Annotated in this window: 11 protein-coding genes and 2 pseudogenes; 7 read left to right on the top strand and 6 right to left on the bottom strand. The window is 59.5% G+C overall.

Features of this window, described 5'->3' with window-relative positions:
* Positions 1-221 precede the first annotated feature (221 nt).
* The 4 genes from XH89_RS36740 to XH89_RS36755 all read left to right on the top strand — a co-directional run bounded on the left by XH89_RS36740 (position 222) and on the right by XH89_RS36755 (position 4,401).
* Positions 222-398, top strand: a complete 177-nt coding sequence (locus XH89_RS36740; RefSeq protein WP_164933831.1) for a hypothetical protein — start codon at positions 222-224, stop codon at positions 396-398.
* 574 nt (positions 399-972) lie between these two features.
* Positions 973-2,385, top strand: a complete 1,413-nt coding sequence (locus XH89_RS36745) for an MmgE/PrpD family protein (RefSeq protein WP_128929697.1) — start codon at positions 973-975, stop codon at positions 2,383-2,385.
* Positions 2,330-3,607 carry a 2-methylaconitate cis-trans isomerase PrpF family protein gene (locus XH89_RS36750; protein ID WP_206733161.1) on the top strand — a complete coding sequence of 426 codons (1,278 nt, stop codon included), beginning with the start codon at positions 2,330-2,332 and terminating at the stop codon, positions 3,605-3,607. The genes XH89_RS36745 and XH89_RS36750 overlap by 56 nt, the downstream gene beginning before the upstream one ends.
* Positions 3,607-4,401 (top strand): phosphosulfolactate synthase, encoded by a 795-nt coding sequence (locus tag XH89_RS36755; protein WP_206733162.1) that lies wholly within the window; start codon positions 3,607-3,609, stop codon positions 4,399-4,401. The genes XH89_RS36750 and XH89_RS36755 overlap by 1 nt, the downstream gene beginning before the upstream one ends.
* A 411-nt stretch (positions 4,402-4,812) precedes the next feature.
* On the opposite strand, the pseudogene XH89_RS36760 reads toward XH89_RS36755, so the two are convergent.
* Positions 4,813-5,927, bottom strand: a pseudogene (locus XH89_RS36760) (IS630 family transposase).
* Positions 5,928-7,935: 2,008 nt separating this feature from the next.
* Between XH89_RS36760 and XH89_RS36765 the strand changes: the two are divergent.
* Positions 7,936-8,172 (top strand): response regulator transcription factor, encoded by a 237-nt coding sequence (locus tag XH89_RS36765; RefSeq protein ID WP_128929695.1) that lies wholly within the window; start codon positions 7,936-7,938, stop codon positions 8,170-8,172.
* 50 nt (positions 8,173-8,222) lie between these two features.
* Here the strand turns inward: XH89_RS36765 and XH89_RS36770 are convergent.
* From XH89_RS36770 to XH89_RS36790, 5 genes and pseudogenes are all read right to left on the bottom strand, one after another.
* A pseudogene (locus tag XH89_RS36770) lies at positions 8,223-9,235 on the bottom strand (IS701 family transposase); the annotation flags it as partial.
* Between the two features lie 374 nt (positions 9,236-9,609).
* Positions 9,610-10,788 carry an IS91 family transposase gene (locus XH89_RS36775; protein WP_128955091.1) on the bottom strand — a complete coding sequence of 393 codons (1,179 nt, stop codon included), beginning with the start codon at positions 10,786-10,788 and terminating at the stop codon, positions 9,610-9,612.
* A 9-nt stretch (positions 10,789-10,797) separates the two neighbouring features.
* Positions 10,798-11,658, bottom strand: coding sequence for a site-specific integrase (locus XH89_RS36780; protein ID WP_128929693.1), 861 nt, complete (start codon positions 11,656-11,658; stop codon positions 10,798-10,800).
* A 296-nt stretch (positions 11,659-11,954) separates the two neighbouring features.
* The gene (locus tag XH89_RS36785) at positions 11,955-12,893 is read right to left on the bottom strand and encodes an electron transfer flavoprotein subunit alpha/FixB family protein (protein WP_128955090.1); all 939 of its coding nucleotides are present in this window, start codon (positions 12,891-12,893) and stop codon (positions 11,955-11,957) included.
* Positions 12,893-13,642 carry an electron transfer flavoprotein subunit beta/FixA family protein gene (locus tag XH89_RS36790; protein WP_128929692.1) on the bottom strand — a complete coding sequence of 250 codons (750 nt, stop codon included), beginning with the start codon at positions 13,640-13,642 and terminating at the stop codon, positions 12,893-12,895. The genes XH89_RS36785 and XH89_RS36790 overlap by 1 nt, the downstream gene beginning before the upstream one ends.
* Positions 13,643-13,772: 130 nt before the next feature.
* Between XH89_RS36790 and tcuA the strand changes: the two genes are divergently transcribed.
* Together tcuA and XH89_RS36800 are read left to right on the top strand one after the other, a co-directional pair.
* Positions 13,773-15,281, top strand: a complete 1,509-nt coding sequence (gene tcuA, locus XH89_RS36795; protein ID WP_128929691.1) for an FAD-dependent tricarballylate dehydrogenase TcuA — start codon at positions 13,773-13,775, stop codon at positions 15,279-15,281.
* Between the two features lie 54 nt (positions 15,282-15,335).
* Positions 15,336-16,331: an ABC transporter substrate-binding protein gene (locus XH89_RS36800; protein WP_206733163.1), complete on the top strand. Its 996-nt coding sequence runs from the start codon at positions 15,336-15,338 to the stop codon at positions 16,329-16,331.
* The last annotated feature ends 3 nt before the right edge of the window (positions 16,332-16,334 follow it).

Below are 16,334 nucleotides of genomic sequence, written 5' to 3' on the forward strand. Positions count from 1 at the left end.
CGTGCCCGCCCTGGTATGCCGACGTCGCCCGAGAATAGAATCTCGGAATCCATTTCCAGGATGAAGAGGCTGAGCGAAGTATCGAGATTACGCACAGTCCTCGCGCGCATGCCGACCTCCGCGCTGTTGGTAGGAGCGGCGATAGCGCAGCTTCTTCGCCGGTCGCTCAGATGCCGACACGATCTCGCTACAATTCCGGGATGCTGACGGAGAGGTTTGCGATGCGCCAGTCGCGTGCGGCCGGCGACAAGCTGTTCGTCGACTGCGCTGGCGACCGCGGGGGTGATCGAGGGATTCGCCGGCGAACGGCGCACCGCGCCGACATCGCGAAAGCGATCAACTTGCTGCTGAACCGGTGGGCCGCGTTCACCCGCTTCCCTCACCAACAACGCTGCTGAACAGCGCGAGGGTGTCGGCCGGCAGATGAAACTCGACCTTCGCCGGCTCAGACGCCGGTAATCACCGTGCTAGAGGGCGTCTACACGATCATCGAACCTGCAAGATGACCGATGATGATCCCAAAGCGTGGCTCTCGGACGTCCTGCGCGGCTACTTGTGCGTCCAGCCAACAGAGTCGCCGACCAGCTGCTGTGGAATTGAAGGCCTCTCAGCAAGCCATCGTCGCTCCCTGACGAGCGTTACCTGCGCTATCTGGGGTCTTCTGGATGCGCACAGAAAAATCACAGCAACGACGCATCAAAGAGCGGCCCCAGCGGAGCTTTCGATATCCGCCGATGCTTGCCTGAAGGCGCTCGCACGCTCTTTTTCTTAGATTTGCGACGTCTCCTTCAATGGCTTCGTCATCGGGAAGTTCAGTTCCGATAGCTTAAAAGGCCAAGATGAGTAGTTGTAGCAGAGCCACGTCTGAAATCCGCGGGCGAGATCGCATCATGAGCTCAGACCCGATAGCGTTGACACATCGCCAAATGATAGTATTATGCACTACTACCATCATCTTTGTGGAGCCTTTCGATGACCTCTGTGTCGACCCCCCAGCAATCTGAGGCCCTCATCGGCCTAACGATGCGTTTCGCTGAGCACGTTGCTTTGCTCAAGTTCGAGGAAATTCCCGCTGACGTCAGCAACAAGGCGAAGCTGATCCTGCGCGATGGCGTTGGTAATGAAATTGCTGCATCCGCTATCAGCGAGCCAGCAAATAAAGTCATCGAGCTTGTCAAAGAGTGGGCCGGCACGCCGCAGAGCACCATCATTGGCCATGGCATGAAAGTGCCGACGCCCAATGCTGCGCTCGTTAATGCGATGATGGGGCACGGAATCGAGCTGGACGACGCGCATGGCTCTGGATTGATAAAGGCCGGTTCCGTTCTCGTTCCGGCAGCCTTTGCAATTTCGGAACTGTCGGGCGCTTCAGGTAAAGACGTCCTCACGGCGGTTGTTGCAGGCTATGACGTGGCAATCCGAATCGCGAAAGCGATCAATCCCGGTCACCGCCAGCGCGGTTATCACACGACTGGAACCGTTTCAGCCATCGGTGCTGCTGCTATGTGCGCGAAGCTTCTGGGCTGCAATGCTGAACAGATCGCCTGGGCCATCGGATTGGCTTGCATGCAGTCGGCGGGCATTCAGTCATATCTCGACGATCCTTGCATGGCAAAACCCTTTAGCCCCGGTAAGTCCGCCTTTAACGGCGTTCTCGCGGCGATCATGGCGAGCCGCGGCTTCAGCGGTCCTAAGAAAGTGCTAGAGTCGCGCGAGGGCTTCTTGAATGCCTTCACGGACAGTGTCCGCCTCGACGACTTGCAAGACAACCTCGGCAAGCATTTCGCGATCATGGAAGTCGGATTCAAGCCACATGCGGCGTGCCGATATGCCCACGGCCCGATCGACCTCGCGCAGGATGCGTTCGCGCTCGACGGCGTGCGTCTCGACAATGTCGATCGTGTTACCGTTCATATGAGCGAGCTTGCGATTCGTCAGGCGTCAAAGCCAAAAGTTACCAACCTCAATGCGGCGATGGGCAGCACGCAATTTAGCATCGCGCTGGCGTTGGCCTCCGGAAAGAATGGCCTGAAGGAATATTGGGACGGCTACAAGCAGGCGGCTGTCCACGAGGGCATGGGGAAGATCGAGTTGCAGAAGGAGGCGGCCTATGGACTGGGCGGACGTCAGGCTCAGATCGACATCGCGCTGAAGAACGGCAAAGTCGTGACTCGCAGCTCCCTCGAGCCGAAGGGTGAACCGTCCAATCCTCTCACCTCCGACGAGCTGGAAGCGAAGTTCTTGGCGATGACGACTATGGTGATCGAAGAGAAGCAAGCACGTCGAATCAGCGACCTCATGATGTCGCTCGAAAAGCAACCCAAGGCCGATGTCGTTCCTCAAGCTGCCGTGGTGGATAATGGGCCGTCGCTTCGAGCAGCATAACGCAAACGTCGATCCGGTCATGCCGTCCGCAATGAATGCGGGCGGCGGAGATCAAATCCCGATCCGCTGCACATTTATGCGCGGGGGATCCAGTCGGGGGGGCGTGTTCCTGGACGACGATCTGCCGCAGGATGAAGTCCAACGGGCTGCCGTCCTGCTCGCGGCGTATGGATCGCCGGACGACCGCCAGATCGATGGTATCGGTGGCGCAGATCCACTGACCAGCAAGGCCGCCGTCGTGAAGTTGTCGTCGCGCCCGGATGCCGAGATCGAGTATACATTCTACCAAGTCGGCATTGATAATCCTTCGGTTTCGACAGGTGGCAACTGCGGTAACATGCTTGCCGCGGTCGGGCCGTTCGCTATCCGTCGCGGTTTGATCGATGCGGTCGAGCCAGAAACGATTGTGCGGATATATAACACCAATACTCGGCAGGTCGTGGTATCCCGCATTCCGGTTCGCGATGGTGAGCCGCTGTCAGACGGCGACTGCGCAATCGCCGGTGTGCCCGATACGGGGGCGCCGATCCGTTTAGATTTCGGCAATTGTGCCGGCGCCGTATCAGGCAAGCTATTGCCCACGGGGCGCGCTCGCGAAGCTATATCGATCGATGGCAAGACCATTGAAGTGTCACTGATCGACGCGGCCACACCATTCGTTTTTGTCAACGCGGTCGATGTCGGGGCAGTCGGCACCGAGTCGCCGGACGCGCTACGCATCAACGAAATGCTAATGTCCCGCTTGGAGCAGGTTAGGGGATGGGCGGCTGTTAAACTCGGTCTGGTGACAGATCAAGCCGAGGCCCGCACCAAAAGCCCAAACATTCCGCGTGTAATAATGGTCTCGCCGCCGAGGTCCTATTCGGCTATTGGTGGCCATGAGGTCGCGGCATCGGACATCGATATCTGCGTTCGGCAGCTCGCCATGCAGCGCCCCCACAAGGCGCTCGCCGTCACCGGTGCGGTGTGTACCGCAGTGGCCTGCTCGGTCCCGAACTCGGTAGTTGCGGCAGCCATCGGCAAGCCGTTGCAGAACGTCCGACTTGGCCATCCGAGCGGCGTGCTGCGAGTAGCCTCGAGTATCGCTCAGGGAGCAAGTGGCCCGATCATCGAGAGCGCGCAAATCGAGCGTACGGCACGGATCATTATGGATGGGGCCGTGTATATTCGCCGACGGAAGTTTGAGGAGCTGGCCGCTGCTCTGGCCAGAAAGATAGCTTGATGAGTGAGATGCAATCGCACGACGATGGCTTTGTTCCCCCCGCGCGCCAGGGGAAACCCCGCAAGCGAGGGATGACAGCGGTTATCGACTACGGTCCGGACGGCTTCGGTTGGACGGGAGAGCGAGGCGTGGCCGATCTGCTTGATTGCGCGGCCGAGTATATCGACTTCGCCAAGATCTATGCGATGAACGCACTGCTTTTGCCAAAACCGGTCGTGCAGCGGATCGTCAAACTGTACCGCGACTCGGGAGTGAACTGCTATTCAGGCGGCATTCTGTTCGAATATGCTTATCAGCGCAACGAAATCGATCGCTTCAGTAGTCATCTGTGTTCGATCGGCTTCACTTCTCTGGAGATTTCGGAAAATTACATCACGCTGAACGACAACGAGCGTCTTTCGTTCATCGAGCGCTTTCAGCGCCTTGGGCTTTCGGTTATCTACGAATTTGGGCGTAAGAACCCCGAGCAGCCGATGCGGATGGAAGAACTTGAAGGTCTCGTCACTTCGTTAACCAATCGAGGCGTCGACCATATTATCGTGGAGCAGTCCGAGATAGACATGGCTGCAAAAAGCGCGCCCGATCTGCTCAAGGCGCTGGCGGCCGCGCCTTGGTTCGAACGAATTTTGATTGAGGCTGATCCGTACCGCTACCCAAAACAACATGTCGGCCTGCTGCAGGATTTCGGCCCGGATGTCAATCTTGCCAATATCGCGCCCGGGCAGGCCCTGAGACTGGAGGGTTTGCGTCGCGGGATAGGTCGCGCTGTCAATTATTCCATTCTCGCCGAGTGATACGCTTAAGTCACAGCATCACTGCGAACAAAGTTCAGCGACGGCAAATGCGGCGCGCAGGAAATTGACGTTGTTTGCAACGTAGGGCCGAGTCCTCGGCGCATGAAGGTGGCGACGTGCTCTATCGTCGCCGCCATTCCGTGCTCCACGCTTGAATGCGTTAGGCTTAGTCGCCAGCTCGGCAGATCGCGCTGTGGTTATCTCCTTGCCAGCCAGGCTGTAGATCGTGTTATTGTCGGGTTTGGCCTCTCGCAGCATGCCGTCCACGATCTGACGTACGCACTCGGAATCTGCGGCGGCCAGCCGGTTTGACTGCGCGCGCAATGGGTGGCGGTCAGCTGCGGAACTTTTGCGAGTTCGTCCCCGTTTGCCAGATAGTGTGCTGGCCGTACTAGTGTCTCTGCACAATTATTATGACTCTTTGGAAGTGTCGGGATAGGCGCGGCCCATTTTGGCGCGGGCCCTGTCTGTCGTGAACATCCATTTGATGCGGGAGCGTGCGGCATTCCTCTGGCGTTCCCAAATGGCGATTTCGCGGCGCAGCCGCTTGGGGTCATCGATCCTGCGATCGAGGCACTGTCCCCGCAAGACGCCGATCTCGATCTCGACCATGTTGAGCCAGCTTGCGCGTTTGGGGGTGTAGTGGAACTCGAGCCGCCGCAAGATCCGTCGGGCTTCGGCAGGCGGGAACGCCTGATAGAGGGCGCCGGCAGAATGAGTCGATAGATTGTCCTGGACGACCCGGATGGTCTCGGCGTCGGATAATGGATGTCGACGAGCTCGCGCATGCATTGGGCGTAGTCTTCTGCCGCGCGCCGCTCGGTGACTTTGACCTTGCGCCAGGGACGATGCACGTCAAGCAGGACGAAGAGACTGACCGTACCGTTGCGACGATACTCGTAATCGTAACGTTTGAGCCGCCCGGGCTCGGCCGGGATTGGCTAGCGCGCCTCGCCGATGAGCTGCACCGGGCTTTCATCGAAGCACACCACCGGCCGCTCGGGATTGGACGGCTTGGCGTAAAGATCCAGCACGTCCTCCATGCGGGCGACGTATTCGCCATCGATCTGCGGAATGCACCACATGTCCTTGCGCCAGGGTTTGAGGTCATTTTCGACCAGGCGCCGCCGAACCGTCTCGTGCGACAGGCTCTTGTGCTCGGTGAGCTTGACCAGCGCACCTGCCAGCAGCTTGAGCGTCCAGCGGGCACGGCCCTCCGGCGGACCGGCACAGGCGGTGGCCACCAGCAAGGCTTCTTCCTTGCCCGTGAGTTTGCGCTCCGCCCCGGGACGCGGCTCTTCGCTCAGCGCCCGCTCCAGATTGCGTTCCACGAAGCGTCGCTTAGTCCGGTACACGGTCGAGCCGCCCACGCCGACACTTCTGGCGATCTCCTCGTCGCCGACCCCGGCATCGGCAGCCAGCAAAATCTGCGCTCGCTTGAGCTTGCGGGACGCATGCTTGCCGCCGCTGAGCAGGGTCTTGAGTTCGGTGCGCTCGACTTGGCTGAGTTTCCTTGATCGAGGCACGCACGTACAACTGAATCGGATGGCCGGCGTGAGTCCTTCGGCAAAAACCTTCACGCCCAAACAGGGGCAATACCTTGCCTTCATCCACCTCTATACGCGGCTGCACCGCAGGGCCCCGGCGGAAACCGACATGCAAGAGTATTTTCGCGTCAGCCCGCCTTCGGTTCACCAGATGGTGCTGACTCTGGAACGAGCTGGCCTAATCAGACGGCAGCCAAGGATACCCCGCAGCATCGAGGTCCTCGTTGATCCCAAGAGCCTGCCGGAGCTAATCTGACCGCCGGACGCGCAACACGTCAAAATCACTGTGCAGAGCCACTAGACCTTCCGGCTTTTTGGCTTCTCGTCGCAATGAGACGCGCTTGATCTGCGAGATTTGAAGCGCAACATTCTGAACTCGTCGACATGGCGGGAGATGTAAAGCAATTTGGAAACCAGGACCAGCAACCAGCGTTTGATATCATGTGAGATCTCGATCATGCTTTGATCTGCGACGAATGGCGCAAGACGCTCTTAGAAGCCAGCTGCGCTCTGAGTTAGCTCAGCAAAAATTGTATCGTACGCTTCACATGACCAACCGAAGTTGCTTTCCGTTTTAACAATGGGAATGCCGATGGGAGCATATGCATTGTGCTGGCGCTTACTCACGCTGCCGTCAAGGGACAGGGCGAGGTCAGCGGTACCGCACTTTGGCCGATAGCCCGCGGCCCTCCCATGGCCGAAGCGGTTCGGTTTCTTTGCCAGGATATACGACAATGCAATAGGGCGCATGCACTAGACACCTTCGAGGTTTCGGCAACCCCCTTCCGCATTGATAATGATGCGAGCAGAGCCAGAAGCAGGATCGCCCGCTTGCTCAACGCTCCTGTCGCTTCGCTGGCTGCGCAAGCACCCTTACAGATCCTGACCGCACTGATCGCCGACGTCTGCCTGTCCGGTTACACGGAAAGGAAGGACCTGCGCTTGCCGAGGACCGCACCAACCTGTCCGAGCCGGACTCAAAGCTGCACCAGCGATTTTAGGCAATCCACGACTACTCGGATTCGGAGTTCGTGAGGAGAACGTCGCGCCTTTCATGCCATAACGCCGGAGGACATTCAGCGGCGTCTATGCCAACGCGATGAAGGAAACCCACTGACCTTCCTACACCAACTAAGCGGCGCTGCTGTCGAGGTCGAACTTCACGACGGGAGCTCGCCGAACGTCGAACCGACACCTTCATCAACCTCGAGCTCAAGACGGTGGAGAATCCTGCTACTTCTCTGAATTGCAAGTCCAGGGCCAAGCCAATAGAGCAAATCTTCCTGGTATTTCCACGGCTTCCGCAACTTAAGCCGGACCAGGAGGCGGCGCAATCGCGCTTTGGCAGGTTTGTGAGCTTGCGGACCGGGTCGACGCCAGGATCGTGCTGTGGACCACGGGCGCGAACGTCTACCCCTACTATAAGCATCCGGCCTTATGCAGCTGCACCATATGCCCTATGACCCAAGCATGGCGTATTTCCGCCGCGAGCCGATCGCGGCGGATGACAGGATGGTGGATCTGGGTGGCAGAAAGTCAAAAAGGCGCATCCATTCGGCAACCGGTAATCCTAATCGACTCAGCAGTCTTAGCTCTGGTCAGCCTCGAGACGATCCGAGTTCGCGACTTGCTCATGATGGTGCGACGCATCTTCCAGCACGTATCGTGGTAGGGAGCTTTCATATCCTCGTGAACGCAGCGGACACTGTTCAGTTACACACCGCGCTGTCGCCGCAGAAGAAGAGAGCAAAACGGTCCCGTTCTAGGCCGCGCTCTTCTTGATCGATATCGATCATTGTAGCCGATGCTGCAAAGGGGACGTTGAGCTTCCGACCTATGTCGTAATGCTTCGACCGCTAAGGGGACGCAAATCGATCGTCCGCCCTTTCTCAATCATTTCCTCCCGCCTGATTTTCTCAACCCCCCATTGGCATGGGGCTTGCTGTCTCGGCATTGCGATCTGATCTTGATACGGAGCGCCTCAAACATGAGCCACGATACGTCAATAAAGCTATCCGAGCGCGAAAAACAATGCCTGCAGTTCGCGGCAGAAGGGAGATCGTCTTGGGCAATTGGGAGGGAACTGAAGATCAGCGAGAATACGGTCAATTATCATAAGAACGCCCTGCGAAAGCTTGCTACGAGGACCCGCGTCCAGGGTATCATCAAGGCGATACGCCTCAAGCTGATCCCAGATCCGTCGCAGGAAACGCGACGAGGATAAGGACTAGCGCGACGTCGAGCTTTTGCGACGTCCTCAAGTCCCGGGAATGTGAACCTCCTCCGATCCCCTGAGGCACGTTGCTCGCCAATGAGCCAAGCTTCGTCGCCCGGGAGATGCTGCTGACCCTTATCCCAAATCCGCTGAGGAGGGCCGTCGGCGGTGCGGACACGGAGAGCAGCAAAGCGGGCTGTCAGCCGACCTTTGGTCCCGCTGCGCCAGCTCACGGCTTTCCATTTGGCGCTGGCCAGCATTTGTTCTGCGCCAATCGACAAGATATCAGGCACGTGGTGCTTTCGTGGTTTCCCGCGGGCTTTGGTAATCGGCCAAATGAGCTTCACATCGACCGGGTACACTTTCAGGTGCCGAGGGATTCCGACAGCCCAGACCAGCCCGCGCTCTGTTAGCCCTAGTCGAAACGGTACGCTGAGACCGTATCCTGCACCGCCAGCACATATCCAAAGCGCACGTTGGCTGCTATCGCGCGGTCAATCTCGGCCAAAGCAATCTCCGGCTTGGACCGTGGCGTTCGATGTTCGACTGGCACGCGAGCGCGCTTCAAACGAGATACGTCGCTTGTCCAACTGTCAGGCAGAAAGAGACGTAACGCGACCATCACGGGCACTTCGCCGCTCGCAAGCGTCAAAGACACCAGTGTCTGGCAATTTGCCGTTTTACCGAGTGCCGAGGCGTATTGAGCCCCAACACCGACCGAGCGCTCACCCTTCTTGGGAAGTGAGGTGTCATCAATAACCAGCACCGCAGCCCTGCCGCCGACAAGTCGATCCGCCTGGTTGAGCAACTCTGTCCCCAGCGGCGTCGCGTCCCAGACACCGTCCGCAATGAAATGGTGCAACTGGTCGTAGGTGCTGGTGGCAAGGCGTTCCGCCATCGGCTGAACGCTCTTACGATCGCCGGGACCGATCAATCCCGCAACATACAGAGGACACATCCGCTGCCGGGTCTTATGACCCAGCCGGTCCAAGAACGGCATCAACCAGCGTTCGAGTTCGTCTTCCCATCCTGGCATGGTCAGCCCTCCAAGAGCCGACCACCCATGAATCATTGAAAAATTGATTCGGGAATCTTGAGGGTTCTGTGAGGTCGCGTGGCAGGCGCGAGCCGCGCGCTCGGTCGTGGGTGCGACCTCATAGAAGCCGGATTGAACGAAGCTGCGGAGTTGTGGGCGCTATGGGAATAGTGCAGCGGGTGCGGCTGCGGGGAAGGCGCGCCTGTGGTCGCCGGGCGTCGGCGAGACGTTCATCGGATGTGAGCGGCCGGATTGATCGGGCCAAGGGCGCGATCCAGCGAGCGATTTGCTGCGCTGGGATGCGTGGCCGAACGATTGGCCGGGTGTTCGGAGACGAGTGCGGCCACGGCGACTTCGGACGTTGCCACCGCGAAGGTGATCACAGAAGAGGTGGATGGTGCAGGCGCTGGTCATGACGTATCACAACGAAACGGATGGTCGTGGGCACGGGCTCGCGGGACGACATCGACGCGGCGCATGGTGCCGCCGCAATGCGGGCAGACGGGGATCTGACATGTGGTGAGGGGATCGTCGCCGGCTTCTTGATCAGTCGGCGCGTTGCGGACAGCAAGGAGTTGACGGCAGAGAGCGATTTTATCGTTGCGTCCGCCATTGGCGAGGAAGCCATAGTGGCGGATGCGATGGAAGCCGTCCGGCAGGGTGTGTAGCAGAAAGCGCCGAATGAACTCATCGGCATCAAGCGTCATCACTTTGGCTTTACGATTCTGCCGATAGTCCTTCCAGGGAAAGCTCACCTTGCCGTCGGCAAGCGAGATCAGCCGACTGTTGGCGATGGCGACGCGGTGCGTATAGCGGCCGAGATAAGCCAGCACCTGTTCGGGCCCGCCAAATGGTGGCTTGGCATAGACGACCCAGTCGGTCCGTCGAAGTTGATTAAGGCGCGCGGCGAATGCAGCGGGATCGGTGAGATGGGCGAGAGCGCCAAAGAAGCTCAGCTGGCCAGCCGCGTAGGCAGCTTGCAGCTCTTGCAGAAACAGGCGGCGGAACAGCCGGGAGAGGACGCGCACTGGCAGGAAGAAGCCGGGCCGGCAAGCGACCCAGCGTGTGCCGTCGAGCGAGGGTCCACCGCCCGGCACGACGCAGTGGATATGCGGATGGTGTTGCAGGGTCTGGCCCCAGGTATGGAGGACGGCAGTCACGCCGAGCTGAGCGCCGAGATGCTTGGGGTCGGCTGCGATGGTGGTGAGCGTTTCGGCTGCGCAGCGGAACAGGATGGCATAGACGACGGCCTTGTTCTGGAAGGCGATCCCTCCGGCGAGGGCCGGCATGGTGAAGACGACGTGGAAATACGGTACGGGAAGGAGTTCAGCTTGCCGTTCGGCGAGCCATTGCGCGCGCGCCGCGCCCTGGCACTTCGGGCAATGCCGATTGCGGCAGGAGTTGTAGGCAATGCGTGTGGCGCCGCAGTCATCGCACTGCTCGACGTGGCCGCCGAGCACAGCCGTCCGGCATGCCGTGATCGCGCCCATGACGCGCCGCTCGACGCGGCCCAGATGCTCGGCACGGGCTTGTCGAAACACTTCGCCGTGGCGGCGGAAGATATCCGCCACTTCCAGAACCGGAGCCATGGCGCCCGCTCAGCCGGGCGGCACGACCTCCAGGTGGAGCCGGTCCAGCGGACTTGGCGTATTGCTGATGGTCTTGGTGGCGACCTGGGTATAGCGCGCCGTGCTGGCCAGGCTGGCATGGCCGAGCAGCACCTGGATGATGCGCACGTCGGCCCCGCTCTCCAGGAGATGGGTCGCGAATGTGTGCCGCAACGTGTGCACCGTCACCGACTTGCTCAAGCCGGCCGCCGCACAAGCTGAACGGCAGGCGGCGTGCAGCACGTTCGGGACGAGCGGACGCTCGTCGTCGCGGCCGGGAAACAACCATCGCTTTGGCCGAGTGAGCCGCCAATACGTCCGCAGAATCCTCAAAAGCTGCGGCGAGAGCATAACGTAACGGTCCTTGCCGCCCTTCCCGTGCTCGACCCGGATCAGCATCCGTTGGCTGTCGATGTCGACAACCTTCAAGAGGACCAGTTCCGATACGCGTAGTCCGGCGGCATAGACCGTGGTCAGCGCGGTACGGCTCTTCAGGCTCGGGACTGCTTCCAGGAAGCGCACGACCTCGTCGGCGCTCAGCACGACCGGAAGTTTGCGCGGTTGGCGCGCATAGGCGATGCGCTCCGGAACGGTGTCATGACCAAGCGTCACACCGTAGAAGAACCGCAGCGCGCACACGATCTGGTTCAGCGCCGGCCAGGACATCCCCGTCGCCACCAGATGAACCTGGAAGGCACGGATATCCTCCAGGTCAAGGCGGTCGGGAGAGCGACCGAAATACCGGCTCAACTTCGCTACGGCGTTGAGGTAGGATTGCTGCGTCGCCGGTGACAGATTGCGGACCGTCATGTCCTCGATCATGCGGCGGCGAAGTGGGCTGATCTCAGCCATCGGAAAACCTCCTGTCTGAAGGGTTGGGCTTCGAAAACCCGCAATCCTCTCAGACAGGAGGCAATCCTTGCTATGCCTCCCTACATGCCGCGCCAGCGGCTTCGTTCAATCCTATAAAACGCGGCAAAATCAACAATCTGCCAAAGTAGTGCTAGGCGCCGTCGATATAACAGTGGCCTGCGCAGGAGCGAGAGGCCTTTGAGGTGGTCGCGGATGGCGTTTGGCTGTTCTGAGACACCAGCAGACTTTAACTTGCAGGCGTTTCTCGGTCGCCTCACCAAGCTTGTGGAGCGGGGTTATGAGAGCGCGTCGGTCAGCTCCGGAACCGCCTGGTAGAGGTCGGCGACCAGGCCGTAATCGGCCACCTGGAAGATCGGCGCGTCCTCGTCCTTGTTGATCGCGACGATCACCTTGGAGTCCTTCATGCCGGCCAGATGCTGGATCGCACCGGAAATGCCGACGGCGACATAGAGCTCGGGGGCCACGACCTTGCCGGTCTGGCCGACCTGCCAGTCGTTCGGCGCATAGCCGGCGTCCACCGCCGCACGCGAGGCACCGACGCCGGCGCCCAGCTTGTCGGCGAGCGGCTCGATGTATTTGGCGAAGTTCTCGCGGCTCTGCATGGCCCGGCCACCAGAGACGATGATCTTGGCCGAGGTCAGCTCGGGACGGTCGCTCTTGGCAACTTCCTCACCGACAAAGGTCGACAGGCCGGGATCGGCCGCGGCAGCGACGCTTTCGACCGGCGCGTTGCCACCGGCAGCTGCCGCCGCAAAGGTCGAGGTGCGGACCGTGATGACCTTCTTGGCGTCCTTCGACTTCACCGTCTGGATGGCGTTGCCGGCATAGATCGGACGCTCATAGGTGTCGGGCGCGACCACCTTGGTGATCTCCGAGACCTGCATGACGTCGAGCAGCGCCGCGACGCGCGGCATCACGTTCTTGAAGCGCGAGGTCGCGGGCGCGACGATCGCATCGTAGGACGGGGCCAGCGAAACGATCAGCGCGGCCAGCGGCTCGGCCAGATCGTGCGCGTAGGCCTCGCCTTCGGCGACCAGCACCTTGGCAACACCAGCGAGCTTCGCGGCGACCTCGGCCGCAGCCTTGGTGCCCTGCCCGCCGCCAGCGACCAGCACGTGGACGTCGCCGCCGAGCTGGGACGCCGCGGTCAGCGCCTTGTTGGTGGAGTCCTTGAGGACCTCCTGTTCGTGTTCAGCAATCAACAACGCAGTCATCAGAGCACCCCGGCTTCGTTCTTGAGCTTCGACACCAGCTCGGCGACGTCCTTCACCTTGACGCCGGCCTTGCGGCCCGCGGGCTCAGCCGTCTTCAAAACTTCGAGGCGCGCAGTGACGTCGACACCGTAATCGGCAACGGTCTTCTCCGCGATCGGCTTCTTCTTGGCCTTCATGATGTTGGGCAGCGAGGCATAGCGCGGCTCGTTGAGACGCAGATCGGTGGTGACGATCGCCGGTCCCTTGAGCTTGACGGTCTGCAGGCCGCCGTCGACTTCACGGGTGACCTTGAAGTCGGAGCCTTCGACCTCGAGCTTCGAGGCAAACGTCGCCTGCGACCAGCCCAGCAGCGCAGCCAGCATCTGGCCGGTCTGATTGCTGTCGTCGTCGATCGCCTGCTTGCCGAGAATGATCAGGCCGGGCTGCTCTTCTTCTGCAACCTTCTTGAGGATCTTGGCGACGGCGAGCGGCTCGACGGTGCCTTCGGCCTTCACCAGGATGCCGCGATCGGCGCCCATGGCAAGACCGGTGCGGATCGTCTCCGACGCCTGCGCCGGTCCAATGGAGACCACCACGACTTCGGCCGCCTTGCCGGCTTCCTTCAGGCGCAGCGCTTCCTCAACCGCGATTTCGTCGAAGGGGTTCATCGACATCTTGACGTTGGCGAGTTCAACGCCCGATCCATCGCCCTTGACGCGGACCTTGACATTGTAATCGACCACCCGCTTTACCGGCACTAAGACCTTCATCAGGGTTTCCTCAACAATTGCAGCAGTTGACATCTGTTGAAGGATAGTATCTCATGCTACTACCATATTCCAGGAAGCAGGGAAGGCGGAATCTGCGAGCCCAAGACCCCGCCAGGAAAGAACTCGTATTATGCCTCGTGAATTCGACGCTGACGTCATCGTGGTAGGGGCAGGAAATGCTGCCGCTTGTGCGGCCATATCCGCCAGCAATAATGGCGCGACTGTCCTCATGCTTGAGGCGGCGCCTCGGGACGAGCGGGGAGGGAACTCGACCTATACGGCGGGCGCCATGCGATACGTCTTCAATGGTGTGGAGGACGTGCTAAGCGTAGTGCCGGACATCAATCCCGATACGTTAGCCAATACTGATTTCGGCACTTACACCGAGGACCAATTTTTCGATGACATGTTTCGCGTGACGCAATTCAGGACCGATCCTGACTTATGCGAGATTTTAGTCAAGCGCAGCTTGCCGACGCTTCGGTGGATGCGAGAGCAAGGCGTTAGGTTTCAAACTAGTCATGGGCGGCAAGCCTACAAAGTGAACGGACGGTTCCAATTCTGGGGTGGGCTCAGTGTGGAAGTGTGGGGTGGTGGTCCCGGTCTCGTGGACATGCTGCTAGAGTCCGCGGAAGGGAAGGGTATCCAGTTTCTTTACGAAACTGCCGCGGTCAGTTTGATCAATGACAATAGCGGGGTCGTTGGAGTTCGCGTCCGGCATCAAGGCAAGGAGCGCGATCTGCATTCAAATGCTGTCATCCTGGCGTGCGGAGGCTTCGAGTCTAATACGGAAATGCGCGCGCGGTATCTCGGACCAAACTGGGACCTGGCGAAAGTTCGTGGCACACGCTTCAATACCGGCGCTGGAATCCAAATGGCGCTTGCGATTGGTGCAATGCCATGTGGACATTGGTCCGGAGCACATGCCGTCGGCTGGGACCAAAATGCTCCGGCGTTCGGCGATCTCGCAGTAGGGGATGCCTACCAGAAGCACAGCTACCCATTCGGCATCATGGTCAATTCCCGAGGCCAACGCTTCCTTGATGAGGGAGCCGATTTTCGCAATTATACCTATGCCAAGTATGGTCGCGAAATCCTAGCGCAACCCGGCCAGTTCGCTTGGCAGGTATTCGATGCTAAGGTGCATCACCTTTTGCGCGACGAATACAGGATCCGGCAAATCACCAAGATTACGTCGGATACCCTGGAGGGTCTCGCCGACCAACTCGAAGGCGTTGATCGCAACGCCTTTCTCAAGACCGTCGCTGAATTTAACGCATCGGTGCGGCAGGACGTTCCCTTCAACCCGAATGCGAAAGATGGCCGCTCCGCGGAGAGTTCGCCGCGCAAGTCCCATTGGGCCAACACGATTGATACAGGACCATTCGAGGCTTATGCCGTCACGTGCGGTGTCACCTTCACATTCGGTGGACTCAAGATTGACCAGAGCGGTCAGGTGCAGGATACAGCCGGCCTTCCGATTCCCGGCTTGTTCGCAGCTGGAGAGCTGGTCGGGGGGCTGTTCTATCATAACTATCCAGGTGGCACGGGGCTCACTTCAGGCGCTGTATTCGGGAAGATCGCAGGTGAGAGCGCTGCTGCGGCAGTCGCTGCAAGCAAGAGCCGTTCAGCGGCCTGATCAATAAGTTGCAGAACAAACTGCATCATAAACTGCCGACAGGGAGGCACAAAAATGGCTCGCTCAATCCAAAACAAGTTGCGTCGTGTAGCATTTGTTGTGGCATCCTGCGTGATGCTGATTCCAGCGCACGCCACGTCCAAAGATGCGCTGACAATAAAGATAGGTCTGCAAGCCGTTCCAACCGACGACGTTTATCGCACCAAGGATTGGGGCGCAAAGTACAACCTTAAGGTTGACATCGGGAGCTATAGCTCTGGAAGCGAAATACTCAAGGCGTTTGTCGCCGGGCAAATCGATATCGGCAACGGAGGCTCAGGTCGACTAATCACTATGGCTGCGATGCAGCCCAATCTGTTCTACATTATTGCCGCCGATCAGTATGGGGGCGATCGCTACGGCGTAATTGTCGCGAACCATTCATCTGTCAAAGCGGTGGCTGAACTCAAAGGAAGGAAGATCGGCGCGGTTGCCGGATCCGGCTCTTTCAGCACTTTCCGTGTCTTTTTAGACAAGAACGGGATGAAGGAAGGCGACTTCCAGATCGTCAATATGAAGGTTGAGGACCTGCGAGCCGCCGTGCAGCAAGGTGTTGTCGACGCTGCAGTGGCATGGGAGCCGCATGTTGCGATTGGCGAGACGATGGGCGTGGTAAAGCGTATTCAGTCGATGAAGGGCGTAAGTGAATCGCCGAACCTTGTGCTGGTGCGCCGCAAGTTTGCTGATGAGCATCCCGAGGCCGTGGCGCGATATCTTGCCACGTTGATCGATGCCGGCACGTACATGAAGACGCAACCGGACGATGCCGCCAGCAAGGTTGCAGCCGATATCAGCAAGCAGGGCGTGGACATCGATCCAAAGGCGCTGGAGCTTGCCTTGACGCGGATCAACGTCGATCCAAAGCTGACCGACGCGATGACCGACGAGCTCATGCCGGTTGCCGAGTCTATGAAGGCGGCCGGAAAGATTCCCAACATTCCGGACTTCAAGAGCCTCGTGCGCAATCAATTCTATGAGGAAGCGGCGAAACTCGCGTCATCTACCAACTAAGGG

Origin of the sequence: Bradyrhizobium sp. CCBAU 53340, assembly GCF_015291645.1 — a bacterium.
Taxonomy (GTDB): domain Bacteria; phylum Pseudomonadota; class Alphaproteobacteria; order Rhizobiales; family Xanthobacteraceae; genus Bradyrhizobium.

Coding starts and splice junctions, on each gene's coding strand:
- XH89_RS36775 (WP_128955091.1), bottom strand. CDS start 10,788: ATGGCTCCGGTTCTGGAAGTGGCGGATATCTTCCGCCGCCACGGCGAA.
- XH89_RS36740 (WP_164933831.1), top strand. CDS start 222: ATGCGCCAGTCGCGTGCGGCCGGCGACAAGCTGTTCGTCGACTGCGCT.
- XH89_RS36750 (WP_206733161.1), top strand. CDS start 2,330: ATGTCGTTCCTCAAGCTGCCGTGGTGGATAATGGGCCGTCGCTTCGAG.
- XH89_RS36745 (WP_128929697.1), top strand. CDS start 973: ATGACCTCTGTGTCGACCCCCCAGCAATCTGAGGCCCTCATCGGCCTA.
- tcuA (WP_128929691.1), top strand. CDS start 13,773: ATGCCTCGTGAATTCGACGCTGACGTCATCGTGGTAGGGGCAGGAAAT.
- XH89_RS36785 (WP_128955090.1), bottom strand. CDS start 12,893: ATGACTGCGTTGTTGATTGCTGAACACGAACAGGAGGTCCTCAAGGAC.
- XH89_RS36800 (WP_206733163.1), top strand. CDS start 15,336: ATGGCTCGCTCAATCCAAAACAAGTTGCGTCGTGTAGCATTTGTTGTG.
- XH89_RS36755 (WP_206733162.1), top strand. CDS start 3,607: ATGAGTGAGATGCAATCGCACGACGATGGCTTTGTTCCCCCCGCGCGC.
- XH89_RS36780 (WP_128929693.1), bottom strand. CDS start 11,658: ATGGCTGAGATCAGCCCACTTCGCCGCCGCATGATCGAGGACATGACG.
- XH89_RS36765 (WP_128929695.1), top strand. CDS start 7,936: ATGAGCCACGATACGTCAATAAAGCTATCCGAGCGCGAAAAACAATGC.
- XH89_RS36790 (WP_128929692.1), bottom strand. CDS start 13,642: ATGAAGGTCTTAGTGCCGGTAAAGCGGGTGGTCGATTACAATGTCAAG.